At 30.6% G+C, this 26187-nt stretch carries 27 protein-coding genes; 6 read left to right on the top strand and 21 right to left on the bottom strand.

Translation table 11 applies throughout. The features are described 5' to 3' along the window. The first annotated feature begins 1 nt into the window (after position 1). Together ACKTTR_RS12245 and ACKTTR_RS12240 are read left to right on the top strand one after the other, a co-directional pair. On the top strand, positions 2–2413 hold the full coding sequence (locus tag ACKTTR_RS12245; RefSeq protein WP_408028120.1) for a sulfatase-like hydrolase/transferase: 2412 nt from the start codon (positions 2–4) through the stop codon (positions 2411–2413). Positions 2414–2532: 119 nt separating this feature from the next. Then, positions 2533–3678: a YaiO family outer membrane beta-barrel protein gene (locus ACKTTR_RS12240; RefSeq protein WP_408028119.1), complete on the top strand. Its 1146-nt coding sequence runs from the start codon at positions 2533–2535 to the stop codon at positions 3676–3678. A gap of 23 nt (positions 3679–3701) precedes the next feature. Here ACKTTR_RS12240 and ACKTTR_RS12235 read toward each other — a convergent pair whose 3' ends face one another. From ACKTTR_RS12235 to ACKTTR_RS12215, 5 genes are all read right to left on the bottom strand, one after another. Then, positions 3702–5000 (bottom strand): DUF3570 domain-containing protein, encoded by a 1299-nt coding sequence (locus ACKTTR_RS12235; RefSeq protein WP_408028734.1) that lies wholly within the window; start codon positions 4998–5000, stop codon positions 3702–3704. A gap of 56 nt (positions 5001–5056) precedes the next feature. Further along, positions 5057–5266, bottom strand: a complete 210-nt coding sequence (locus ACKTTR_RS12230; RefSeq protein WP_408028118.1) for a DUF4266 domain-containing protein — start codon at positions 5264–5266, stop codon at positions 5057–5059. After that, complete coding sequence (locus tag ACKTTR_RS12225; protein ID WP_408028117.1) at positions 5263–6252, bottom strand: FAD:protein FMN transferase; 990 nt, start codon at positions 6250–6252, stop codon at positions 5263–5265. The genes ACKTTR_RS12230 and ACKTTR_RS12225 overlap by 4 nt, the downstream gene beginning before the upstream one ends. Continuing rightward, entirely contained in the window at positions 6236–6673 is a 438-nt protein-coding gene (locus tag ACKTTR_RS12220) for a thioredoxin family protein (protein WP_408028116.1), read from the bottom strand. Before ACKTTR_RS12220 ends, ACKTTR_RS12225 begins: the two co-directional genes overlap by 17 nt. A 101-nt stretch (positions 6674–6774) precedes the next feature. Next, entirely contained in the window at positions 6775–7668 is an 894-nt protein-coding gene (locus ACKTTR_RS12215) for a LysR family transcriptional regulator (RefSeq protein WP_408028115.1), read from the bottom strand. A gap of 109 nt (positions 7669–7777) precedes the next feature. Here ACKTTR_RS12215 and ACKTTR_RS12210 point away from each other — a divergent pair, with 109 nt between their 5' ends. Further along, positions 7778–8401 (top strand): LysE family translocator, encoded by a 624-nt coding sequence (locus ACKTTR_RS12210; protein WP_408028114.1) that lies wholly within the window; start codon positions 7778–7780, stop codon positions 8399–8401. 55 nt (positions 8402–8456) lie between these two features. Here the strand turns inward: ACKTTR_RS12210 and ACKTTR_RS12205 are convergent, their stop codons facing one another. The 5 genes from ACKTTR_RS12205 to ACKTTR_RS12185 form a co-directional block, all read right to left on the bottom strand. Then, positions 8457–8888: a hypothetical protein gene (locus ACKTTR_RS12205; RefSeq protein ID WP_408028113.1), complete on the bottom strand. Its 432-nt coding sequence runs from the start codon at positions 8886–8888 to the stop codon at positions 8457–8459. 62 nt (positions 8889–8950) lie between these two features. Then, the gene (locus ACKTTR_RS12200) at positions 8951–9451 is read right to left on the bottom strand and encodes a cupin domain-containing protein (RefSeq protein WP_408028112.1); all 501 of its coding nucleotides are present in this window, start codon (positions 9449–9451) and stop codon (positions 8951–8953) included. Continuing rightward, on the bottom strand, positions 9429–9602 hold the full coding sequence (locus ACKTTR_RS12195) for a hypothetical protein (RefSeq protein ID WP_408028111.1): 174 nt from the start codon (positions 9600–9602) through the stop codon (positions 9429–9431). Before ACKTTR_RS12195 ends, ACKTTR_RS12200 begins: the two co-directional genes overlap by 23 nt. After that, positions 9595–11037, bottom strand: coding sequence for a sodium:solute symporter (locus ACKTTR_RS12190; protein WP_408028110.1), 1443 nt, complete (start codon positions 11035–11037; stop codon positions 9595–9597). The genes ACKTTR_RS12195 and ACKTTR_RS12190 overlap by 8 nt, the downstream gene beginning before the upstream one ends. A gap of 63 nt (positions 11038–11100) precedes the next feature. Then, complete coding sequence (locus tag ACKTTR_RS12185) at positions 11101–11733, bottom strand: NAD(P)H-dependent oxidoreductase (RefSeq protein ID WP_408028109.1); 633 nt, start codon at positions 11731–11733, stop codon at positions 11101–11103. 183 nt (positions 11734–11916) lie between these two features. Here ACKTTR_RS12185 and ACKTTR_RS12180 point away from each other — a divergent pair, with 183 nt between their 5' ends. The 3 genes from ACKTTR_RS12180 to ACKTTR_RS12170 are packed head-to-tail and all read left to right on the top strand — an operon-like array spanning position 11917 to position 14412. Then, entirely contained in the window at positions 11917–13188 is a 1272-nt protein-coding gene (locus ACKTTR_RS12180) for a DUF2851 family protein (RefSeq protein ID WP_408028108.1), read from the top strand. 6 nt (positions 13189–13194) lie between these two features. Beyond that, the gene (locus tag ACKTTR_RS12175) at positions 13195–13581 is read left to right on the top strand and encodes a DUF3592 domain-containing protein (RefSeq protein WP_408028107.1); all 387 of its coding nucleotides are present in this window, start codon (positions 13195–13197) and stop codon (positions 13579–13581) included. A 60-nt stretch (positions 13582–13641) separates the two neighbouring features. Then, positions 13642–14412, top strand: a complete 771-nt coding sequence (locus tag ACKTTR_RS12170; RefSeq protein WP_408028106.1) for an SH3 domain-containing protein — start codon at positions 13642–13644, stop codon at positions 14410–14412. Positions 14413–14495: 83 nt separating this feature from the next. Here ACKTTR_RS12170 and ACKTTR_RS12165 read toward each other — a convergent pair whose 3' ends face one another. The 11 genes from ACKTTR_RS12165 to ACKTTR_RS12115 form a co-directional block, all read right to left on the bottom strand. Next, entirely contained in the window at positions 14496–16949 is a 2454-nt protein-coding gene (locus ACKTTR_RS12165) for an alpha-ketoacid dehydrogenase subunit alpha/beta (RefSeq protein ID WP_408028105.1), read from the bottom strand. A 117-nt stretch (positions 16950–17066) separates the two neighbouring features. Beyond that, a complete protein-coding gene (locus ACKTTR_RS12160; RefSeq protein ID WP_408028104.1) occupies positions 17067–19889 on the bottom strand; it encodes a gluzincin family metallopeptidase in 2823 nt (940 codons plus the stop codon). A 98-nt stretch (positions 19890–19987) separates the two neighbouring features. Then, entirely contained in the window at positions 19988–20698 is a 711-nt protein-coding gene (locus ACKTTR_RS12155) for an LOG family protein (protein ID WP_408028103.1), read from the bottom strand. 204 nt (positions 20699–20902) lie between these two features. Next, positions 20903–21058, bottom strand: a complete 156-nt coding sequence (locus tag ACKTTR_RS12150) for a hypothetical protein (protein WP_408028102.1) — start codon at positions 21056–21058, stop codon at positions 20903–20905. Between the two features lie 70 nt (positions 21059–21128). Beyond that, a complete protein-coding gene (locus ACKTTR_RS12145) occupies positions 21129–21344 on the bottom strand; it encodes a hypothetical protein (protein ID WP_408028101.1) in 216 nt (71 codons plus the stop codon). Positions 21345–21424: 80 nt separating this feature from the next. Continuing rightward, positions 21425–22714 (bottom strand): HlyD family secretion protein, encoded by a 1290-nt coding sequence (locus tag ACKTTR_RS12140; protein ID WP_408028100.1) that lies wholly within the window; start codon positions 22712–22714, stop codon positions 21425–21427. Between the two features lie 62 nt (positions 22715–22776). After that, positions 22777–22944, bottom strand: a complete 168-nt coding sequence (locus tag ACKTTR_RS12135) for a hypothetical protein (RefSeq protein ID WP_408028099.1) — start codon at positions 22942–22944, stop codon at positions 22777–22779. A 49-nt stretch (positions 22945–22993) separates the two neighbouring features. After that, positions 22994–23185, bottom strand: a complete 192-nt coding sequence (locus ACKTTR_RS12130) for a hypothetical protein (RefSeq protein WP_408028098.1) — start codon at positions 23183–23185, stop codon at positions 22994–22996. A gap of 16 nt (positions 23186–23201) precedes the next feature. After that, the gene (locus ACKTTR_RS12125; RefSeq protein ID WP_408028097.1) at positions 23202–23429 is read right to left on the bottom strand and encodes a hypothetical protein; all 228 of its coding nucleotides are present in this window, start codon (positions 23427–23429) and stop codon (positions 23202–23204) included. A gap of 19 nt (positions 23430–23448) precedes the next feature. Further along, positions 23449–23640: a hypothetical protein gene (locus tag ACKTTR_RS12120; RefSeq protein ID WP_408028096.1), complete on the bottom strand. Its 192-nt coding sequence runs from the start codon at positions 23638–23640 to the stop codon at positions 23449–23451. Between the two features lie 84 nt (positions 23641–23724). Next, on the bottom strand, positions 23725–25911 hold the full coding sequence (locus ACKTTR_RS12115; RefSeq protein WP_408028733.1) for a peptidase domain-containing ABC transporter: 2187 nt from the start codon (positions 25909–25911) through the stop codon (positions 23725–23727). Positions 25912–26187 lie beyond the last annotated feature (276 nt).

Below are 26187 nucleotides of genomic sequence, written 5' to 3'. Positions count from 1 at the left end.
TATGAGAAAAAGCCTATTAACATATTTAAAAGTACTTGCAGCATTACTAGTAATGTTTTGGTTACTAGGTGTAGTAGAGGTTTTTGCTAGTTTTAAAGAAACACATACAGTAATTTATGTTATAAAACTTGTTATGTATAAGCTGTTACACGCTTTTACAACAGCTGTAATAATGGGGGTGTTATTTTTGCCTATATATTATTTAATAGGGCTAGGGAGTAAAAAAATAGCAGAAATAATAGTTATAGCTTTAGGGGTGCTTCTTGTTATTGGAGAATTTTCTTTAGTCAAGTATAGTGCAACCACCTTGTTGAATTTAGGAGCAGATCTTTTAGGTTATTCGTATAACGATATTTACAAAACTGTTGCATCTTCCGAATCGTTTTCTATCGTTAATTATTTACTTTTCTTAATTATTCCTTTATTGTTTTTAGTGCTTGTATATCTATTCAAGAAGAAAATACCAGAAAACTTTTTTCTTAAAACGATTTTAGGGTTGCTAATAGTGGCAGCACTATTAAGGCTTTTTAGTTCAGAATTTAATGAAGCCAAATATCAAAATAAGATCAGTTTTTTAGCAACAGATATTTTAAAATTTAAATTAGATAAATTACAGACACATAATTATCAGCCTGAAGAAGCAGATGAGTATCCTCTTTTAAAATCATCTGAAGAAACAAAAGATGTATTAGGACCTTTTTTTAATAGAACATTGAAAAAGCCCAATATAGTTGTTATTGTAATGGAAGGAGTAGGAACTGAATTTGTAGATGGTAATTCATATAGTGGATTTACGCCCTATTTAGATAACCTAATACAACAATCGTTGTATTGGGAGAATTTTGTTAGTAACACTGGACGAACCTTTGGGGTATTACCTTCACTACTTGGATCACTACCTTTTGGAGATACAGGTTTTTTAGAACTAAAAAACACACCAGCACACCTATCGTTATTTAATATATTAAAAGCAAATGGGTATACAACATCATATTATACAGGAACCCAATCCAGCTTTGATAAAATCGTCAACTTTTTAGAGTACAACAATGTCGATTTTATTGTTGATGAAAACAAATATGGACCTTCATATGTGAAAACAGGAGGAGTTGATGGTTTTTCTTGGGGGTATCCAGATGAAGAAATGTTTAAAAAAGTAGTAAGCACACTAAAAGACAAAAAGGAACCTAGATTAGATGTGATAGCAACACTTAGTAATCATGAACCTTTTGTATTTCCTGAAAAAAATACTTATGAAAATAAGGTAGATAGTATATTAAAAACATCACAAACTTTTGGAGTTTCTAAAAAAGAAATAGAAAGTAAAAAAGAAATTTATGCAACGCTACTTTATAGTGATAACTCTTTAAAAAACTTTATAGAGAGTTATAAGCAAAGAGAAGATTTTAATAATACAATTTTTGTGATTACGGGTGACCACAGATTAATTCCGATAGAACAAAAAGACAAGTTATGTAGATTTCACGTTCCGTTGCTAATATACAGTCCCATGTTAAAAAAAGCACAGCGTTTTAAATCAATTTCTTCTCATTTAGATGTTACTCCGAGTATTTATTCCTTTTTAACGAATAATTATGCGTTTGAATCACTAAAACAAACCGCTTGGTTAGGAACAGGTTTAGATACTACAAGGAGTTTTAGAAATATTCATAAAATAGGGTTAATGCGTTATAAAGGAGGTTTAAAAGACTTTATTTATGGTGAATATTTATTTTCTGATGGTGATTTGTATAAGATAGATAGCACTTTTGAAACTCGTAAAATTAACAATGAAAAAATATTGAAAGAGGTAAAAAAGTCTTTTGAAGAGTTTAAAGCAATTAATAAATATGTAACTGAGCAGGATAAAATTTATCCAAGTGTAATCTATGAAAAAAAGCAGGAAAAGGTTCCGTTTACAGAAGAAGAACAAAAAATAATAAGAGGAATAACAGAAAGTAAAACATTTGATGAGGTGTTCTTAATAGCAAGATCAAAAGCTTTTGATGGAGATAGAGTAGGCGCAAGATTACTTTGTGATTTTATTTTAAACAACATGCCAAATCATGCAGATGCAAGAATTTTAAAAGGCAGGACATTGTCTTGGGATGGAAACTATAAAGAAGCAGAAAAATTGTTGTTAAATGCAGTTGAAAGGCATCCGTTTTATGATGATGCTTATGCTGCTTTGTTGGATTTATATTGGTGGTCAGGTCAAGAAAGTAAAAGTATAATTGTAGCCAAAGAAGCTTATGTAAATGAAATTAAAAATCCAGATATAAGTTTTAAGCTAGCGAAGGCACATCAACGATTACAACAAAAAAAACAGGCATTAAAAATTATGGATAGCCTCTTAACTATATATCCGGACAATAAAGAGTACGTAGAATTAGAAAAAGTATTAAAAGAATGATCCTAAAAGGTATAAAGTATAACTTTAGTATACTGTTAACTTTGTTTGTGTGTTCTGTTTTCTCACAGCAGAAAGTATTTCAAGGTAACCCAGACACAGCTTTTGAAAAAGCAAGAGAAATGGCTTTTAATAAGCAACGAAAGGAAGCGCAAGATACGTTACGGTTTATCTTAACAAAACACCCAAATTACTTAGATGTACGTTCCTTTTTAGCAAGCACCTATTCTTGGGATGGAAACTATAAAGAAGCTAGAAAAGAATTTGAATATGTATTACAAAAAGACCCTAAAAGAAAAAATGATTGGGTGGCAACAATTAAAAATGAACTGTATGCTTCGCTACCATATAAAGCAAATGATTTGGTGAAAAAAGCATTGTCATATTTTCCAGACGATACAGATTTACTTTATCTAAAGGCAAAGTCGGAAGAGAAATTACAGAACCCAGAAGAAGCTTTAATAACCCTAGATAAAATAATTAGTATTGATGCTAACAATTCTGATGCAATTTCTTACCAAGAAAGCTTAACCAATACATTGCGTTTTAATAGCGTTGGATTGAGTTATTCAACAGTTTTATACCATAAAAAAGAAAGAGATGCATCTCACTACAGCACACTTAATTATACAAGACAAACAAAATATGGTAGTATTATAGCTAAAATAAACTACTCAAGACGTTTTGATACTGATAATATACAATATGAAGTGGACTTATATCCAAGAATAACAGATGGTTTATATGCATATGTGAGTGCAGGCTTTTCAAACTCTAGTTTATTTCCTAAGGTACGTTATGGAGCAGAATTGTATAAGTCGCTACCACTTGGTTTAGAAGTTTCTTTAGGTTTTAGAGGTTTGAAATTTTCTGAAACAACAACTATTTATACAGGATCCATAGGATGGTATACAGGAAATAGTTATTGGTCATTAAGACCTTATTTTACACCTAATGATAATGGGACAAGTAAATCCGTTACACTAACGTATCGTAGATATTATAGTGATGCTGATAATTACTTTGGTGTTGCAATAGGGGCAGGGTTCTCTCCAGAAATAGATAGATTTCCTGTAAATACAGAACAAGTAGTGGTTTTTGATTTAAAAACACAAAAAATAAGTGGTGAATATGCATTTACTTCTTCTAATAAGAAGCACGCATGGAAAACCTCAGTAAATATTTTACGAGAAGAAAAGAGTTTTGACCGCGGAGAGTATTTTTTATTGTATACACTAGGTGTTTCTTACGATTTAAGGTTTAAATAAATTTTATAGAAGAGTGTTTTTTACTAATCCATAATAAATTTAAACCCAGCTGTAAGAATTCCAGAATTAAAAGTTGAGTTTCTGTCGTATTTATAATATTTTAAGTCAATACTTTTGAGACCAAATTTCCATATATGTGCTTTTGAAAATATATCTCTGTAAGAAACACCAAAGCCAAATTGGTTAGCAGAATATTCAGAAAGATCAAAGTCTGAGGTGTAGAACTTGCTTGTAGATAAATGTTCTTCATAAGCAGCAAAATAATCTGCCGCAGTTTGATTATAAAATCGGTATGAAGGGTATAGTGTAAATTTATCTGTAATTTTTATTGGTACTTCAATACTAGCTGTGTGAGAATGGATACCCCAATCGTCAAAATAATAACGATAAAAAGTTCGTACTGTAAGTAATTCGTTTAAGTACCAATTTAGTCTACCACCTAAGGCAATTTTAAGTCTGTTGCTGGGAAGTTTTTCGTTGGCATCTGCTAAGTGAAAATTTTCAATAAACGAGTCGTCTATATCACTAAAATAAACTCTTTGGAAAGGGGTAGAAAGTAAACCACTTTGCTTAATAAGGTCAAAAGCTAAAGAGCCTTGTATGTTTTTATGTAGAATTTGAGAAAAACCTATTCCAAAGGAATAAGAATTCCTGTTTTTGTCAGAAAACTCATTAAAAATAGGATTGTAATTAGGGTTGCCAATAATCGTATATTGAGCAAATAACCCGTCGCCTAATCCATCTCCACCATCAGAAAAAGGTCTTAATTCATAAGGGTAAATAGTCTTCCAAGTATCTAAGTATATATTAGCACTAATATTAAGTTCAGTATTTTTTTCATTAAAAAGTCTCGTATAACTTCCACCGAAACCTATTGAGGAGTAATCAAACTCTGAAGAAACCGATGCCTTTGCTGTCCAAATTTGGTTTCTGTCATCAGAACTATGGCTATAGCTTCCTGTGAAATTAAACCATAAATCCGTTCTTGAGGCTCCTGTAGATGCTTGAAAAGGGCTGGCAGGAGTGCTTTTGTCAAAAGGATTTACGTTACTTGAAGAAGCTGAGGTGTAGGCAGAAATACCTGTGTCTAAAGTAAGTACATCGTCATCGTTTAAAGGAATAGAAACTATGATGTCAGCGGTAATATCGGTTAACTCTTCAGTACCTTTACCACCTGTCACTGCTGCATTATCTCCATTTTGACTATAATAACTTGTTAAAAAGTCTACTTCAGTAGTTTCCAAGACACGTTTTTTGTACACTTTGGTAGAATCTCTAACTTGTTGAGAAAAACTATAAAGTGATACAAATAAAAGACTTATAGATAAAAGATATTTCAATTTACAATTGAGTTAGTATTGTTTAGTAAAATAGTACACTAGTTACAGCCGCAACCTCCTCCAGTTCTACCTCCACTTGCACCAGAAGCAGCTTCTCTATAGGAATGCATAGTGGTTACATAGCGATCACAATTCTTATCGATAAGCGCCATATCAGGATCGTTAATGTTTATTTTTTCATATTCTTTTACAACTACACAACTTGTACAGAAGAAAATTCCAATAAACAGAAATATTATATTTCTCATATTTTCTCTATTGTTATATTGTTTGAAGTTGAAATGTTACCTTTTTCATCAATAATAATACATTCAACTTTTGGTAATTGATTAATACGATTTAAACCAACCTCTTTTCCCATCACAAAAATAGATGTAGCTAACGCATCTGCTAACTCCGCTTTAGGAGCAAAAACAGTAACACTAATAATTCCACTAGAAGGATATCCGGTTCTAGGATCAATAATGTGTGTGTATCGTTTTCCGTTTAAATTTACGAATTTTTCATAATTTCCAGAAGTAACTACAGCGTTATTAATTAAAGGGAAGAGTGCAAAGACCTTATTTTTATTCATAGGATTAGTGATTGCTACTGTCCAAGGTTTTCCATTAGGTTGGTTTCCCCAAGTATTCATATCTCCAGAAGCATTTATAATCCCCGCAGAAACTCCTTTTGAGATGAGAAGAGCTTTAGCTTTATCAGCGGCATACCCTTTTCCTATAGCACCAAAGCCAATTTTCATTCCTTTCTTTTTTAAAAAAACGGTGTTTTTGTCTTTGTTAAGTACAATATTTTGAAATCCCACTTTCGCTACAGAAGCATTAATTTTATTTATTGTAGGCATCTCTGTCATACTACCATCAAACTTCCAAATACGATCCATTGAAGCATAACTAATATCAAAGGCACCATCTGTCAGTTTGGAAATAGAGATTGCCCTTTTAATAAGTTCAAAAAGTTCGGTATCAACAACAACAGGTTTAATACCTGCATCTTTATTGATTTTAGAAGTTTGTGAATTTGCATCCCATGAAGAGATTAATTTTTCAATTCTTGTAATTTCCAATATAGCAGTATCAATATAATTGTGTCCTTGAATAGAATCATTAGCAACCACGGTAATATCAAAACGACTTCCCATAAGTTTGAGTGTACGCTGATATGTTTGTTGAGCATAACCAGTAACTACTACAAAAAGTAGAAAAAAGATTACTAATTTATTTAATGAAAGCATTTAATTCGTCGATATATGATATTGGAGTCATTTTTTTATACCCTGTTTCACCCAATACTCTTCCATCTTTGTTTAATACAACAACAAAGGGGAAGAATCCTTTTTTATTGTAGGTTTCAAACAGTTTAGCATTTGCGTTTTGTTGTTTTTTAGGTAATTTATTTTTTTTCTTTCTAGGAAAATCTGCTTGTAACATTACATAATACTCTTTTGCATATTCTTTAAAAGTATTAGTATTCCAAACTTCCTTGTTTAATTTCATACAGGGAATACACCAATCTGATCCTTGAAAAACAAGGATGATAGGTTTGTTTTCTTGAGAGGCTATTTCCTTTGCTTTTGAAAAGTCTGTTTGCCAGTTTTGGGCGTAGGTAGTGTTTAAACCTATTATTAAAAAGAAGATAGTTATTATTTTCTTCATCGGTTTGTTATTTATATAATTAATAACGAATTATCTTTTTCTACCTTACAATTTACAATAAAAAAAGCATTTATGGTTGAGGTATTTTAAGTCAGTTGGTTTTATATGAACTTTCTATTGTAGTTTTTACCCAATTTAACGGAATATTCAATCACATTTTTAATGATTTTTCTATTGTCGTTTTTACGCCAATTAATATATAGTTCAGTATTTTCTGGTAGTGTGATAAAACGAAGATTTGTGTTTAAAGAAAACTGGTACGAATAAGGTAAAATAGAAATACCTAAACCTCTACCAATTAAATTTAAAATCATACTTCCAAAATCGGATTCAATATGAGTTTGAGGCTCAAAACTATAAGTGTTAAAAATATTACGAAGTAATGAAGAAAAATAGGTGGTATGGTGTAAGCCTGAAAGAATAAACTTTTCGTCTTTTACATCCCTCAAATCTACAAAAGAATCTTCTGTTATCCAATGATCTTTTGGAACCACAAGACAAACAGGTTCTGCATAGAGTCTTTCAGATAAAATAGAAGTATTTAAAACTTCATTTCGACTAAAAGCAAAGTCTATTTGATAACTAGAAAGAAGTTTTTCAAGAGTAATATCAGTAGGCTCCATAAGTTCTACTTTTAAATCAGGTTTCTCTTCTGAAAATATTTTGAGTAACTCTGGTAAATAGTTGTATGAGATAGAGCCAGGGTAAGCGATACTAACAAGTCCGGAAGAACCTTCATCTATTTTTTTAGCATGCTGATGTGTGCGATCAAACTCGTCTAGTAAAACGTCCCACTTTTTCTTAAGGAATACACCAGCCTCAGTAAGCTTTACATTTCTCTTATCTCGCTCAAACAAGGTTATACCCAACTCTTCTTCTAAAGATTGAATTTGTCTACTTAACGACGATTGAGAAGTATAAACTTTCTCTGCTGTTTTCCAGAAATGTAACTCTTCTGCTAGAGTTAAAAAATATCGAATCTGTTGAAATGTCATTTTAATGCGTTTTTTGCATTAATTGGTCAAAAATAAGTATTTTTTAATAAAGAGAACCGCAGTTGCTTTGCATAAAAAAACTTTGTAATCATTTTTAAAAAGTAAAGAAATGGGAATTGAGAATTTTATCGCATTTTTAGTAGCAACTATTCTTTTTGTGTTAACACCAGGAATAGAAACCGTTTTTTTAATTAACAAGTCAATTAGTCAAGGACGAAGGTCTGGTGTATATACTAGTTTTGGCTTAAATACTGGTGCTTTAGTGCATACGTTGTTTGGAGCATTGGGTTTGTCAATTATGGTAGCTAAATCAGTATTGTTTTTTGCATTGATTAAATATTTAGGAGCGGCTTACTTAATTTATTTAGGTGTAGTAAAAGTGATGTCAAAAAAAGGTTTGATAACAGAAACGAATGAGGAACAGAAGAAAAATTCAGCAAAAAGTAGTTTTGCGTCAGGATTTGTTACAAATATATTAAATCCGAAAGTTGCATTATTCTTTATAGCATTCTTTCCTCAGTTTATAAGCCCAACAGAAATAGAGAATCCAGTTCCTTTTATAATAATGGGAGTTATTTATGCGGTAATGACTACTGTTTGGTATTTAGTTTTAACATCGTTTGCGGGATTATTTTCAACAAAAATAAAAGAGAACGAAAAAATAGGTGTAAGACTGAACAAAGTATCAGGAGTAATATTTGTATTGATGGGGCTGCAAATAGCGTTTATGTAATAGTAGATAATGCTTAAAAGAAAAAACCTGAGTTATAACTCAGGTTTTTTTAAATTTAGAATCGTACAGTTCTATTAGTTATGTTTTCATCATGTTTTTTAGCAAACTTCTTAAGTCTTTCATAATCTATTTCTCCTTTTATGTTAAGAACTTTACTTTTTAATAATTGTTTTATAACATATTTCCATCCTCTCCCATTGAAGCTACTAGTTTCAATTTTTATTTCATCTTCAGAGAAAAACATTTTTCTATAATCATCGTCTTGAAAATGAAGAGTTCCGTTATCTTCTATTTTCATATCTGCAACTTCGTTATCATTAATAAGAGAGTAAAAAGTTATTTCGGTACCAAGACCTCTTTTTTCATATTTTAAAATTTCTTTTCCGTCTACTAGTACTTTTCCTTTTTTTAATTTTATTTTTTGAGAAAACCCCAAAGAAGATATTAGAATAGTAAAAGCAATTGATAATAAAAATTTCTTGTTCATAATGGTAATTTAATTTGTTTAATAAAGGGAATAAAAATAGCTTTTCTTTATGAAAAGAAACATTAAATGTGAGTTAATTTTGTTACGATTTCTTTATGTTGTGGAAATAATTGTATGAGTTCTTCTCTTCTAGGTAAAACAAAATCCTTAAAATCAAATCCAGGAGCAACGGTACAACCAGTAAAAGCATACGAGTTTTCTTCACTTACTTCAGCGGCAAACCAATAACGAGCAGGAACCACAAATTGTGGCTGTTCATCATTTTCTATGTTATTTCCTATAAGAACAAAAGAATAGTCTCCTTCTGGAGAAATCATATGTAGCTTTAAAGTACTCCCTTTATAAAAATGCCAAATTTCATCTTGATTAATTTTATGAAAAGCAGAGAATTTTTCAGAAGTCAATAAAAAATAAATACACGTACTGTAATTTCTGTCTCCTTTAAAATTTGAACTTAGTTGGTCATTTTTAATAATCCCCTTACTTCTATAGGTTTCTTTATAAAAACCACCTTCAGGGTGTTCCGTTAAGTCAAACTTTTTAATTATTTGTTGAGCTGTCATTTTCTTTTTGTTCGTTTACTTTTTTAATAATTGCTTTTAAACGTTCCTTAGTGCGTTGTTTTTCTAAACGAAGTTTATTCTCCTTTTGTTTCATTAAGCGAGTATGCTTCGCTTTGTTAACGGTATTTTTAGCTTTCCCTTTTTTAGACATTTTTTGATGTTTTAATAGCTAATAATCCTAAGAAAGTTAAGAACCCGTTTAAAATTAATACAAAGAATCCAAAGTCAAACCCGAGTTTTTCTTTGCTATAAAAACTAATGATATAAGTTAAAATAGGAGCAATTAAACAAATGATAGGAACTAACTTATCTTTTATGTTTAGTTTAGTAAACAGCCCGAAAGCATATAAACCGAGTAACGGTCCGTAAGTGTAACCAGCAAATTGGAATATTTTAGCAATTACACTCTCATTAGCAATAAAATATTTAAAAATTAATATAGTAGCGACTAGAATAAAAGAGAAAAGTACATGGATTTTCTTTCGTATTTTCTCTTTTTCTTCTTCGTTTTCTTTCTTGTCAATTTCAAGAATATCGATACTAAATGAAGTGGTTAACGATGTTAAAGCACTATCGGCACTAGAGTAGGCTGCTGCAATTAAACCAAGTAGGAAGAATAGGGAAGTAGCTATACCTAAATCGCCACTCATAGCTATGGTAGGAAATAAGTTGTCTTTGTGAGCGTTAAGTTCATTTGCTGTAGCATAATCTGTTAATAAAATACCTAAAGCTAAAAAGAAAAAGTTTACAATTACCAACACGATGGTAAACCAAAACATATTTTTTTGAGCATCTTTTAAGTTGCGGCAGGTTAAGTTTTTTTGCATCATGTCTTGATCCAAACCTGTCATCACAATTGAAATAAAAGCTCCAGAAAAAAACTGCTTCCAGAAATAATTTCCTGCTTTTACATCATCAAAAAAGAAGGTTTTTGATAAGCTATTATCTGCTACGTACGAAAATAAATTATCTATTTGCATTTCGTCTTTTATCATCACAATACATACACCAACAGCAATCAGCATAAACAACGTTTGTAAAGTGTCTGTCCATACAATAGTTTTAATTCCTCCTTTAAAAGTATATAACCAAATAAGTAAAATAGTAATGGTTACTGTTACCCAAAACGGAATTCCATAAGCATCAAATAAAATTAACTGTAATACATTTGCTACTAAAAACAAACGAAAGGCAGCACCAACAGTTCTTGAGAGTAAGAAAAATGAGGCACCTGTTTTATATGAATGCCTACCGAAACGTCCTTCTAAATAAGTATAAATTGAGGTTAAATTTAACCGATAATAAAGAGGAAGTAATATGAGTCCAATAACGGCATAACCTACTACATACCCAAGTACCATTTGCATATAACTCATTTTATCACCTTCAACCCAACCTGGAACTGAGATAAAAGTTACTCCTGAAAGCGATGCGCCAATCATACCAAAGGCAACTAAATACCAAGGTGAGGAGTTATTTGCTTTAAAAAATGTTTGGTTGTTTGCTGATTTACCTGTGATGTATGAGATAAGAATTAATACACCAAAATAAGCTAAAATAAGGAGTAGTATATGTAATGGTTGCATATAGTTAAATTATGAATTACGAATGTACTAAAATTATCATTCGTAATTCATAATTAGCATTGTCTAAGAAAGCTCAATAACCACTTCTTCGGTTTTTCTACGAACTTTTTTCAAGTCTTTCATGTAGTCATCTTCTGCTCTAAAACCAACAGGTAGTACTAAAACAGATTGTAAGTTATAAGTGTCTAACCCTAAAATTTCATCATACTTTTCAGGAACAAAACCTTCCATAGGACAGCTATCAATTTTTTCGTTGGCAGCAACAGTCATTAGATTTCCTAAAGCAATATAAGCTTGATTCTTCATCCAATGAAATAATACTTCTGGAGATTTATTATCAATGTCGTTTGTTAAATACTCCTTAAAAGGATTTAAAATTTCGTCTGGTGTATTTCGTATGTCTTTTACTAATTTAAAGTAGCTCTCTACATGCTCAGAGGTTAACTCTTTTGGAATGCATAATACTAATAAATGTGAAGCTTGAGCAACTTGATGCTGATTCCAAGAATGTGCAACTAATTGTTGTTGTAAACCTTTATTTTTAATTACTACCATTTTTACAGGTTGTAACCCATAAGAAGTGGCTGTTAAGTTAAAAGCTTCTTTTAAAATATTAATTTGTTCTTCGGAAAGAAATTTATGCTCGTCAAATTTTTTAACAGCGTAACGCCATTGTAAATTTTCTATACTATTCATGTGGTTTAATTTTTACTCGATAACCGAGGGTTAAAATATTTCAAGATTTAGCTTATTGATTTTTATAAGATAAATTTCTTGACAAAAATAGAGGAATAAAAAGTTGCCTAAAAATACTTTGAATAATTAATATTGATAGTATCATAGAAATATTTTGTACATTGAAAGTGAAAAAGAAAGCGTATGAAAGAAGAATTTTTACACTTTTTGTGGCAATACAAATTATTTAACAAAGCAAACTTAACATCAGTAAAAGGAGGAGTCGTTGAAGTTCTAGATTCAGGAAGTTATAATACGAATTCAGGACCAGATTTTTTAAACTCAAAATTAAAGATTGATGATCAGTTATGGGTAGGGAATGTTGAAATTCACATAAAATCATCAGATTGGTATGCACATCATCATGAAAAGGATAAGAATTACGATGCGGTTATTTTGCACGTTGTGTGGGAGCACGATACAAACGTGTTTATGAAAAATAACCATCCATTACCAACGGTAGAATTACAAAGATTTGTTCAGGAAGATGTATTGGCAAATTATAGAAAGTTGTTTTTAAAAGAACAACGATGGATTCCTTGTGAAAAAGAAATAGGAGAAATCAATTCTTTTTTATTAAATAACTGGTTAGAGCGTTTGTACTTTGAACGATTAGAGAATAAATCGGTTGTAATAAAAGAGCTGCTGCAAAAATCAAATAATGATTATGAAGCGGTGTTGTTTAAGTTATTGGCTAAGAATTTCGGATTGAAAGTTAATGGAGCGGCTTTTCTAGAACTAGCACAATCGTTTGATTTTTCAGTGTTACGTAAAGTACGATTCGATGAAGAGCAATTATTGGCTTTATTATTTGGACAAGCTGGATTTTTAGATGATGAAGTAGAAGATAGCTATTATCAACAATTACAAAAAGAATATACTTACCTACAGCACAAGCATAGGTTAAGAGCAATGGCTAAGCATAGGTTTCAGTTTTTTAGAATGAGACCGAATAACTTTCCTACGGTTAGAATAGCACAATTAGGGGCTTTATATAACAAATATCAAAGTTTGTTTTCAAGTTTAATGGATGTAAATAGAATAGAGGATTTTTATAATTTATTTACAATTGAAGTAAATGAGTTTTGGAAAACACATTATACATTTGAGTCAGAATCAAAGAAATCAGTTAAAAGACTTACAAAATCATTTATTGACTTGTTGATTATTAATACAATTATTCCTTTAAAGTTTGTTTATGAACAGGACAGAGGAGAGGTTAATGAAGAAGGTTTGTTAAAATTGATACAACAATTACACCCTGAAAAAAATTCAATTATAAATAAATTTGCTGAGTTAAAAATTAAGGCAAAAAATGCTTTTAAATCTCAAGCTTTATTAGAACTGAAAAATAATTATTGTGTAAATACAAGGTGTTTGAGTTGTAGGATAGGAAATGATTTGCTGAAAAAATAAAAATATATGATAGTTGTAGTTTGTGCTTTGTCCTTCCTAGCGTTTGTTTATACATTACGTAATTATCTTCTTTTTAAGTTTGGAATAGAGGTTAAAGGAAAGGTTGTTGACGTAAAGTATGAGGTTGTAGGAATAAAAACTAAAGTACCAACAGCAAGAATAACATATAAATATAATGTAAAAGGCAAACTGTATGAGTACACGGAGAATAGCGACGCAAAAAAGCATATGTTTAAAATGCATTGCATGGAAGGAGAAACGATAAAAGTTTATGTACACAAAAAGGACATGAGTAAAGCTACTATTATTGATTTAAAACATTATTTTTTTCTAGTAGCTTTAACAGCTTTTTTATTTTTAATTTCTGTTGCAGCTGTAGTAGTATCAATATAAAAAAGTATATCAAATTATTTAATTAATAAAATGATATATTTGCGACAAAAATTTATAAAAATGAAAAAATTATTAATTGCTATTACATTAGTATCTACTATTTGTGTAGGTTGTAAAGACAACAAAAATTCAGAAAACAAAGGAGAAACTTCAGCAATTGAAGAGTCTATTAGTGAAAAAGAAGAAAAAACTGCTTCAGCAATTTGTTTATTAGATAAGTTATCTATTAGAGAAAATGCTTCTGCTAAAGGGAAATGGATAACTTCTATTAGTTTAGGAGAAAAAGTAACCTTAACAGGGGAAGAAACTATTGATTCTGTTTCGAAGAAAGAGTATTACAAGGTAAAGTTGATTGACGGAAAAGAGGGATGGACTAGGTCTACCTTTTTAGCTGTAAATGGTAAGGTTGGAGCTATGCTAGAAAATGCTGTAGTTTATAAAAGACCAGATTTACTTACTAAAACAGAAAAAGAATACAGTATTATGGATATTATTGCTGTAACTGAAACTCAAGGAAATTGGATTAAGGTTAAAGGAAAAAGGTCTGAAGGAAAATATATTGAAGAAGGTTGGGTAAAAACTTCTAACATAACGAATGATGAAGTTGATATAGCAGCTGCTAAATTTGCTGGGATAGCAAACTCTCAACCAACAATGACAGAAAGAATAAAGGCATTAAAAGATGTTATAAATAATTTAGATTTATCTTCTTCTAAGTTTATTCCAGTTATAGAGAATAAAATAGAAGACTACGAATCTAAAAATCAGCCTTTAGATGCTCAGGAAGCAGAAGCAGCTACTGAGGAAGTAGCAGAGAAAACAGTTGAATAATTATAAAAAAACACCAATAAAAAAACGATTTTAGAATATTCTAAAATCGTTTTTTTATTTTAATCTATTTTGAAAAATAATTATTAATACAAACTCTTAAATTTAGCAGGGTTTGCTTCGTTCATAATTTCGTATACTTTTTCAAAAATATCTTCTGCAGATGGTTTAGAGAAATAATCTCCATCAGTACCATAAGCAGGTCTATGTGCTTTAGCAGTTAAGGTTTGTGGTTTGCTATCTAGATGTCTGTAACCATTTTGATTTTCAACAATTTCTTGTAATAAATATGCTGAAGCTCCTCCTGGAACATCTTCGTCAACAACTAATAAACGATTTGTTTTTGCAACTGATTTTACAGTGTCATGATTCAAGTCAAAAGGTAATAAACTTTGCGCATCTACAATTTCTACATCTATACCTACTTGCGCTAAATCTTTAGCAGCTTCTTCGACAATTCGTAGGGTAGAACCATAAGAAACAATGGTAATATCGTTTCCTTCTTTGATCGTTTCAACAACACCGATTGGAGTTTTAAAGTCTCCTAAGTTTGTTGGTAACTCTTCTTTTAAACGGTATCCATTTAAACATTCTACTACTAAAGCAGGATCATCACCCTCTAATAAAGTGTTATAGAATCCAGCAGCTTTAGTCATGTTTCGAGGAACTAATACATGAATACCTCTAACGTTGTTTATAATTCCTCCCATTGGAGAACCTGAATGCCAAATTCCTTCTAAACGATGTCCACGGGTACGGATAATTAATGGAGCTTTTTGCTTTCCAAAAGTACGGTAACGTAGCGTTGCTAAATCGTCACTCATAATTTGTAAGGCATATAATAAATAATCTAAATATTGAATTTCAGCAATTGGGCGTAAACCACGCATTGCCATTCCAATACCTTGACCTAAAATGGTAGCCTCTCGAATTCCTGTGTCAGAAACACGTAACTCACCAAATTTTTCTTGCAAGCCTTCCAATCCTTGATTTACATCACCTATATATCCAGCATCTTCACCAAAAATTAATACTTCAGGATGCTTTGCTAAAATAGCATCAAAATTATCACGCATAATGATACGTGCGTCTACGATATTTTTTTCTGAAGCATAGGTTGGAGCTTCTGCAGCAATATTTTCAGTTGCTAATTCAGTTTCACTTAATAAATGTGCTGAATACTTTACAGCAGCTTTATCTATTGAAGCTTTGATAAAGTTTTGAAGAGCTGTTTTTTCAGCAAAGTCCTCATCTCGTAAATAACGTAAAGTTTTACGAGCAGCAACCAAAATATCTTTTCTGATAGGTTCAGAAATAGCAGCTAAATCATTTTTATATTTTGTAATGAATGATCCATTGTTGCTTTTTTGTGCAATGGTATCTAGCAGAGCAATGGCTTCAGCTACTTCTACTTTTATTTCATTTGTATATGCACTCCAAGCATCACGTTTAGCTTTACTAACTTCTTTTTTTGCTTCTTTTTCAATATTGATTAAGTCTTCTTCAGAATCAATAAATTTTAAAGTTTCTCCATCTTCATTTTCTAATTCAAACTCTAAAATCCACTTACGCATTTGCGCAATACAGTCAAATTCTTGTTCCCATTGTAAACGTTCTTTTGATTTGTAACGTTCATGAGAACCAGAAGTAGAATGTCCTTGTGGTTGAGTTAATTCTTTTACGTGAATTAATACAGGAATATGTTGTTCTCTTGCAATTTGAGAAGCTTTATTGTAAGTGTCAATTAACTGAACATAATCCCAACCATTCACTACGAAAATCTCATATCCGTTACTTTCATTTTCACGTTGGAATCCTTTTAAGATTTCAGAAATACTTTCTTTAGTGGTTTGGTGACGTGCATGTACTGAAATTCCGTACTCATCATCCCAAACATTCATTACCATTGGAACTTGTAGAACACCAGCAGCATTAATTGTTTCAAAGAATAACCCTTCACTAGTACTAGCATTACCAATAGTACCCCAAGCAACTTCGTTACCGTTGATTGAAAAATTAGTGTGCTTTTCTAAACCTTCAACATTTCTGTAAATTTTAGATGCTTGTGCTAATCCTAACAAACGAGGCATTTGACCTGCTGTAGGAGAAATATCTGCTGATGAGTTCTTTTGAGCTGTTAAGTTTTTCCAATTTCCGTTTTCATCTATAGAATGCGTTGCAAAATGCCCTCCCATCTGACGACCAGCAGACATAGGCTCAACATCAATATCAGTATGAGCATATAAACCTGCAAAAAATTGTTGTGGAGTTAATTCTCCAATAGCCATCATAAATGTTTGATCACGATAATAACCTGATCTAAAGTCTCCATTTTGAAAAGCTTTAGCCATCGCTAACTGTGGTACTTCTTTACCATCTCCAAAAATTCCAAACTTAGCTTTACCTGTTAAAACTTCTCTTCTTCCTAATAAACTACATTCTCGACTAATACGAGCAATTCTATAGTCCTTTAAAACTTCACTTTTAAAATCTTGAAAAGAAAGCTGTTGAGTATTAGCTATTTCGGTATTTTGCGTCATAATCATCTAATTTAGGTATGGTTACAAAGATAGGTTTTTTAGTTGAAATTTAAAAATTTCTCTTTTCATTGAATATTTTTCAAAAAAAAGAGGAAAAATCAATTTTTATTGAAGTATCTATAATATACCTCTTCTAATGAAGTTGTAAATTCTATCAATATCTGTTGTAATAATGAATCTAATTTTTGAAGGATAAGCTCTTTTGTTAACCTCAAAACCTTCGTTGGTGTAAATTGGAAGATAAAATTCAAATATTTCAGGAAGGAAGTTTAATCGAATACCATTTTCATAGAAAAACTTAGGAGAAGTATTTTTGTTTTTCAGCATAGCAACGTCATTATAAATTTCAGCCCACTTCCATACGCTCACACTAGTGTTAATAGATGTTATAAGCTGATTCGCAAAGTAAGGTTCTTTAAACTTAGATTTAAAGCCTCCTTGACCAACTACAAATTGTTGACTGAAAAAGCCTTCATTTTCAGAACGCCCAAATAAGTTTTGTTCAAATAAATAGTCATTACCTCTGTTTAATCCGAAGCTAAAGTAATTTCCTTCCGTTTTGTTAGATAGGAAGAGTCCACCAAAAAAACGGACTTCAAAACTTTCGTTAGCGGTAAAAAACTTTCTATAACGAAAATCAGTAGATATTTTACTAAAATTAGAATTTACCTCGAGGTTAGCAGCATATCTAATTCTGTGAATAGCATCAAATTTGTTGTTGATATAACGCAGGTTGAAAATGTTATATTTATCTTGATCGTTTTGAGTACTGTTAAGAGCTAATTCTCTATGAACACTAACCATACGGGCTATTAAGAACTTAGAACCAATATCACGGAGTGTATTTCTTCTGAATTGAAAATTAATAAACGGACTTAAAGTATTGTACCCTAATTCAGGTGCGTAATGAAAATTACTTCCTGAAATTCCATATCGTATTTTGTAAATCTTGGAGTCTCTTAAAAAATGATTGTATCCTACAGAGAAAGATCCGGTTAGGTTTCTACTTTTAAGACCATAGTTAGGAGTTAAACTAAATTGAAAGTTATGACTAACGAGTGATCTGTTATTTATGTTTACCCCAAGTATTAATCCATCATACAAGTTGTACTTAATATCAGGGTAATAGAATAGTTGATTATAGTATGGGTTTTCAAAATCTTTAAAAAAACGTAATTGAAGAGGTTTGTTTATAATGTTATTATTTACATTTCTAAAATTATTTAGAGAGTTAAATTCAGGATAGTTATTTTCATAATTCAAAGCTAGCTTGTTAAAATCACCTCTTTTAATTTTTATTGTTTTAGTAGAATCTACACCAGTAACCCAAGTTTTATGTTTTATTTTTTTCTTTTGAATACCATACAGTGCTACAGGAGCTGTAAAGCTTCTTTTATTTTTAATCGTAACGAATAGAGAGTCTTTATTTTTGGTGTAGGATACCTTTCTTATTTTGTAATCTATTTTTTTGTCTGTATTGATATAATCACCAAAAAACCATTGCAAATCTTTTGAAGTTTTCTTTTGAAGAATTTCAGCAAAAGATTTACTGTTTGAAGGCTTTAGCTGATTTTTAACGTAAAACTCTTTTACAGATTCTCTTAAGATGCTGTCTCCAACAAAGTCATGTAAATACTTAATACCCAAACCAGCTTTGTATTTGCTAACAACTTTTCTGTTAAAATTAGAAAGAGAGTCGCTAGATGCTGTTAAAGGTTGGTCATAAAATTTACGAGAGCTAAACTGATAAACGAGAGGGTATTTATCGTTTTGTTTTAATTTAGCAATGTTGTAGGTTTTTATGGGCCAGTACTTGGAGTACTTTCCCAAAAAAGTGACATTTGGATAGTATTTTTTTACATACTCCATCATTAAATATGTTTGTAATCCATCAGTGAGCCAATAATCTTTTCTTGGATTCTGAATAATTACATCATCAAAATACTTTTGGGTAAGGGCTTTAAAGAATCCTGTTTCCCATCTAAAGTTTTTAGGAAAAGGTTTTAGCCAGCTGGGAAGACCATAAATTTCATGTAACGAATTTTTGTTAATGGTTCGTGAATCAACAAGTATTTCAGGATGAGGGTGCTTTCCTATAAAGTCTTCAATAAATTGTATTTGTCGATTTATGATTTTTGTTGTTTCATTATTAGGGATTTTTTTTAGGTATGCATCTGTTTTTACCTCTTTATCTTTTAATTTAAAAGATTTAAAAGTTCTGACAGTATCTATATGAAGTATAATGTCTTTCTTTTTTGCTCCAACTAAATAGTAATTGGTGTAGTTTTCTTTTTCAGTTTTATATTGATATAGGTTACTTTCTATGTGATAATTTTTAGGAATATCTATGGAAATAGAATAACTAGAGAGCTCTTCGTATAAATCGTCTAAATTTAAGTTACTCATTAATTCCCACTTTTTATTATATATAGCAGGAGTTATATACCAGAATCGTAGATGATATCCTGTTTTTGTTTTTCCATATCCTGTATATTTTGCATTTGGAACCTTTACAGAATATGACATGCGGATTATTAAGCTATCTTTTGGTTTTAGAGGTTTATTAAGCGATACCTTAATAATGTCTTGCTGAGTTTTCCTTTCTTTAAATGAAACTTTTTTGAAGTTTATTGTTAGGTTTCTTATTTTACTATGACCTCTATCTTTCTCTTTTGAAAAGTAAAATGTTTTTTTATAATCCTCAATAAATCGCTTAGCTAAAGGGGTGTTATCATTTTTATAACCATTAGCCCAATTATGTAAGAAAATATGATGTAAGTTGGATGATGAATGATTGAAAAAAGTTGTTTTTTGTAAAATATGAACTACATCTTTGTTTACATCTAGTTTAGCTTTTATTTCAACAGAGTTTTCTTGTGCTACTATTTTAAAGCAATACAAGATGGTAGCACATAATAAGAGGAGTGTTTTCTGTTTCAATATTATATAAGGTCTTTTAAGAAGATTTATAATTTAATAAACCTCGTGAAAATAAAAAAGCTCATTGAATTTTCAATGAGCTTTAAAGATAAATATTTTTAGAAGTTTGGTTTCAGTTGATATTTAGCATAGAATTTATTAAAGTGCTCAACAGCTTCATCAGCAGTATCAACAACTCTGAATAAATTTAAATCTTTTTCGCTAATGTTACCCTCTGCAATTAGAGTATTTTTAATCCAGTCTAATAACCCAGCCCAGAACTTTTTACCAATTAGAACAATAGGAAAGCGACCAATTTTATTAGTTTGAATTAAAGTAATTGCCTCAAAAAGTTCATCCATTGTGCCAAAACCACCAGGCATAACAACAAAACCTTGAGAGTATTTTACGAACATTACTTTACGAACAAAGAAGTAATCAAAATTTAAGTTTTTATCATTATCAATCCAAGGGTTATCGTGTTGTTCAAAAGGAAGATCAATGTTTAAACCTACTGAGGTACCTTTTCCTCGATGAGCTCCTTTGTTACCAGCTTCCATAATACCAGGACCACCACCTGTAATTACTCCAAAACCACTTTGTGTTAATTTAAAAGCTACTTCTTCTGCTAATTTGTAGTGAGAGGCATCTGTTTTTGTACGTGCTGACCCAAAAATAGATACACAAGGGCCTATCTTACTTAGTTTTTCATAACCTTCTACAAACTCAGACATAATTTTAAATATTGCCCAAGAATCATTTGTTTTTATTTCGTTCCAAGTTTTTTGTTGTAGTTTTTCTCTAATTTTTCTGTCATCATTCGGACTCATAATTCTTCTACTTTTATATTAAATAACAAATTAAGCTGCTAATATTTGATTTTTAGCAAGCCTGCTAATTTAGGGCTTTTTTTATTAATTATGAGATGAGAGATATAAAAAAAGAGCGAGATAAACTCACTCTTTATACATGAAAATAATATTAGGTAATTAGTATGCCTTTAGTGTAAAATTATGTATAGTTACCTAAGATTATTACAACATAATAAATGTGCAACAAGGGTTTTCAGGTTGTGATTGACATAAAAGCTCTAGAGCATAGCCCTCAGGACAGATGGGGTTACCACCATTAATAGTTTTTTGTTCAGTTTTATTTAAGTTTTTACCTAAGTTTAAAATTTGTTTTTTCATAGTTTAAAATTTTGAGTATAAAGTCTCGAAATTAATTAGAAGCTTTATAAGTGTTAAAAAGTTTAGGTTATTAGTTGTAACTGCATATACCATCTAAATGGCTTTGTTGTGTTGTGTCACAATGTAAGCCAGATGCACACCAATTACTTTTACAAGGACAACCGTAAGGAATATTACCTTCTATAGCGTCACATTCTCCAGGTGTTGTTAATTTTGTCCCTCCTTTGACTTGTTTTTGATCAGACTTGTTTAAAGCTTTTCCTAAATTTAAAATTGATTTTTTCATGATTAAAAAATTAAAATTAGTTAATCCTTGAACAGTTTAAAGACACTCAAGGTTTATGTCTATTCTTCGCGAGAGAATTTTTATTTAATAATATTTTTAAGTTGATAGAAAAAGCGTTCTATCAAACGTAAATCTTCAGTTACTATATCTGCTGCTCCTTTCATTTCTTGTCTAAAAGGAATTGTTTTATTGTATGTGGTCTCTAGATTTTGGGGTAATTCTACATCTACCAGATAATTGCCTTTTTCATTAGGTATAAGAGAGATAGATTTTACCTTTCCATTTAATTCACCAAATTCGTCAGAAGGATAGTTTAATAGTTTAATTTGAACTTTCTGACCTTTCTTTATTTTACCAGAGTTAGCGGCAGGTGCTTCTATTTTACCGATAAATGAATTTCCTTTGTTAGGAATAATGGTGAATATTAGATCACCCGTATTAACAGTTTGATTTTTATTCCAAAATGATAAGAAGGATACTTTACCATCTATTGAAGAAGTTAAAGCATATTGCTTTTCCCAATCTTTAATAGCTTTTTTTAAGTACAAGAAAGATTGTATAGCTTTCTTTTTAAGGCGTGTATCTTGTTGTGTTTTTTTTATAGAGGTCCCTTCTAAGTTTTTTGCAGAGTTATTGATTAATTCTCTTATTTGTGAAATTGAAGACTCTAAAGTTTTGTATGATCGTTTTGCTTGTAAATATTCTATCTCTTTTTGATCTTTTTCTTTGGCAGAAATAACTCCTTGCCCGAACATTTTTCTACTACGCTCTAAGTCTTTTTCTTTAAACTCTAGCTCTTTTAAGTTTAGTTCTTTTTGTGATAATAAAATTTGTAGTCTACCTCTAGCTTCTATAACAGACATTTGGTTTGCGAAGTTCTCAGATTTAAACGGAGTTAGTTTTTCGTTTAAAACATATTCAGAATAATCGTTTTCAAACTGAGAGTAGCTAGAAGTTATGTCTCCTAAAATTAAAGGTGGAACTTTATCAACAGGGAAAAAGAATTTTTGTTGATTTACTTCGATTGTATCGACAATACTCTTTAATAGTAAGACATCTTTGTAAGAAGCACTGTTTTCAATAACCGCTAAAACATCACCTTCAGAAACATTTTTACCTTCACTCGTTAAAAAAGTTTCAAACTGACCAGTTGATTTAGCATAAATTTTTTCAGGTGGAGTAGAGGTGGTAACCATTACCTCCGTAGATATAACATCAGGGTATTTAACAAACCATGAAATGAATAATAACATTATTATAAGGCCAAGAAGTAAGGTATTGCCCCAACGAATCATCCAATTAGGCACATGAGTTAAAATTTCTTGTACTTCTTCACTACGAATTTCTATATCTTGAGTATTGTTTGGCATATTAGAGAAAGTAAAGGTGCTCCTGTATTAATAGTAGGAGCACCAATGAAATAAATTATTAATTAGGACATGATACAAATTCCGTTATAGCATTCCCAAGGTGTTAAAGGGTCTCCAGAACCATCTTGATCGTAACAGTCTTTTTCTGTTTTACAAGGATAACCACCATTAATAAGTTTCTGTTCTACTTTACTTAAGTTTTTACCCAAGTTTAATATTGATTTTTTCATAATTAAATTATTTTTATACTAATTTTAGTTGTGAGATAAAAAGCGACTATTAGGATTGTTGACAGATTTGAGTGTAATCAGGAACACAGGTGTCTCCTTGTAGTTTACAACAATCTGAACATAAAATACCATAAGGTCCTTCATCTATAATATAACAACTGTTATTAGAGGAACCACCATGTAATTTTTGTAGTTCTTTTTTATTTAATTCTTTTCCTAAGTTTAAAATTGATTTTTTCATTTTCTTATTTTTTAAATTATATACCAAAACAATAATATCCAACTCTAACTTTGTTTTGACAGCTAGAAGGAAGGTTGTTGTAGTCACCACAACTACCACAATAGACAGCTCCACCAAATAACTCTGTGTCACTATTACCATAGTAACAGTTAGTAGGAGGGCATGATTGAGTTCCTCCACCATTGATTGATTTTTGTTTTATTTTATTTAAGCTTTTTCCTAAGTTTAAAATTTGCTTTTTCATGATCTTTAATTTAAAAGGGTTATAGTACTCCAGGACATGGGTTAAAATGAGGTTCTAAACTATTGTAACATTGTTGAACACATTCATACCATATTCCATTATTGCTTTCGCAATCTCTACTGTTAGTATAAGGGAGGTTGCCTCCTCCGTTTATTTCTCTTTGTTGTACTTTGTTTAAAGTTTTTCCTAGGTTTAAGATTGATTTTTTCATTTTAAAATAATTTAAATTTGATAAAATCCTTGAATAATTTAAAGACACTCAAGGTTTGTGTCTATTCTTCGCGAGAGAATATTTTTATTTACCTAAATCTAGTTGGTTTTTAACTAGATGATAATAACTTCCTTTTAGTTTAATTAATTCTTCGTGACTTCCTTTCTCAATAATTTTTCCTTTTTCAAGGACTACTATTTGATGTGCATTTTTAACAGTACTTAATCGGTGCGCTATAACAACAGCTGTTTTGTCAGCAAAGAACTCATTAAGTTTACTCATAATAACCTTTTCGTTATTGGCGTCTAATGCACTAGTAGCTTCATCAAAGAATAAAAATTTAGGGTTTTTATAGACGGATCTAGCAATTAATAATCGTTGTTTTTGACCAGTACTCAATCCGTTACCTTCACTACCAATTTTTGTGTTGTAGCCTAAAGGCAAACCTTCAATGTAATCACCAATGTTTGCCACATCAATTGCATGGGCTAATTTTTCTTTATCAACATAATCTTCACCTACAGCTATGTTTTTAGCTATAGAATCATTAAATATGTACCCTTCTTGCATTACAACGCCACAATTTCTTCTCCACTCTTTTTGCGATACATTTTTCAAATTGAAGTTGTTTATCATAATATCTCCTTGGTCAACTTGATAGAAACCAAGTAGTAGTTTCATTAAAGTAGTTTTACCGCTACCACTAACACCTACTATGGCAGTTGTTTTATTAGCAGGAATTTTAAGTGATAAATCTTTTAAAACAGGTTCTAAACCACCTGTATATCTGAAAGAAATATTATTTAGTTTTATAGACGCATTATCTGGGATTGTAGTTACTTTTTCATCACCAGGTTTTTCTTCATCTTCCATGTTATGTATTTCGCCTAGTCTATCTAAAGAGATTTGAGCATCTTGTATATCTCTCATAAAATTAATTAGCTGTGTGATAGGACCGTTTAATTGACCAACGATGTAGCTAATAGCCATCATCATACCTAAGGTAATTTGACCATCTATAACTAGTTTTGCAGAAAGTATGGTAATGAACATGTTTTTAAGTTCATTGATAAAATTAGAACCCACACTTTGTGTTTGTTCTAAAGCAAGACTTTTGGTAGCTACTTTAAACAAGCGTGCTTGCACATACTCCCAATTCCAACGCATACGTCTTTCAGCATTGTGGAGCTTAATTTCTTGCATCCCGTTAATAAGTTCAATAACTTTACTTTGTTCTTGACTTACTTGAGAGAAGCGTTTATAATCTAGTTCTTTTCGTTTTTTAAAGAAGAATAATACCCAACCAAAATATAACACACTTCCTAGTACAAATACTCCGAAAATTTGTAAGCTATAATATCCCAAAACTAAACTGAAAATTATAAGATTGAAGAAAGAGAATAATACTGTTAATGATGATGTGGTTAAAATTCTTTCAATACGTTTATGGTCGTTAATTCTTTGTAGTAAATCCCCTGTCATCCTAACATCAAAATAAGAGATAGGTAGCTTCATTAACTTTATAAAGAAGTCGGAGATTAAAGAAATATTGATTCTAGTACTAAGGTGTAGTAAAATCCAACTTCTAATAATTTCTAAAGAAGCTTTTCCAATAAAAAGGAACAGTTGCGCAAATAAAATAAGGTATACAAAGTTTAAATCTTGGTTTTTGATACCTACGTCAACTACACTTTGAGTTAAAAAAGGTAAAATTAGTTGAAGTAAACTACCTGCAAGAAGCCCAATGATTAATTGAACTATAAATTTTTTGTATTTATATAAATATTTGAAAATAAATGAAAACCCAAATTTTTCATCTTCTTCAAACTCTTCTTGATAAAATTTAGGAGTAGGTTCCACTAATAAAGCAATTCCTTCTTCAGTGTTTTCATCAGCATTATTACCAATCCAATGCTGAATAAATTCTTCTTTTGTGAAAGTAATTAATCCATGAGCAGGATCAGAAATATAAACAGTGTCCTTTTTTATTTTGTAGAGAACTACATAGTGGTTTTTATTCCAGTGAACTATACAAGGAAAAGGAGCTTCTTTAAGTTTGTTAAAAGCTAATTTTATGCCTAGAGATTTAAAACCTATAGACTCTACAGCTTCACTTAAGCCGAGTAGGCTACTTCCTTCTCGTGTAGTTTCGCTAAGTTTTCTAAGTTGTTGTGTGTTAATAGTTTTTCCATAGTGTTTAGCTATGATTTTAATACAAGTAGGTCCGCAATCTTTTGCTTCGGTTTGTTTGTAGTTTGGGAATTTTTTCAAGTTCAATTTTGGTATAAGATATAACTAGGCTAGGAATATACAATTTCTAACCTAGTTTTTAAAATTACTAAGAGCTAAATAATTAATAACTTTTAAAGATGTGTTTTCAGAGGTGCAATTTGAATAATAATAATTTTATAGTATTGTATTAAAATTGTACGACTGGAAAAAACATCTTCTTTGACTTGGAATAGTTGTTACATATCTAATTTTTCCAACTTGTTGTAAAGAATCTCGCTCACTATACAGAATCTAAATGGGTGTAATTTTAGATAA

It is taken from the genome of Tenacibaculum litoreum, from assembly GCF_964513915.1.
GTDB lineage: Bacteria > Bacteroidota > Bacteroidia > Flavobacteriales > Flavobacteriaceae > Polaribacter > Polaribacter litoreum.
Note: the sequence above shows the minus strand (reverse complement) of the source record. Positions and strands in the feature narration are given on the sequence as shown.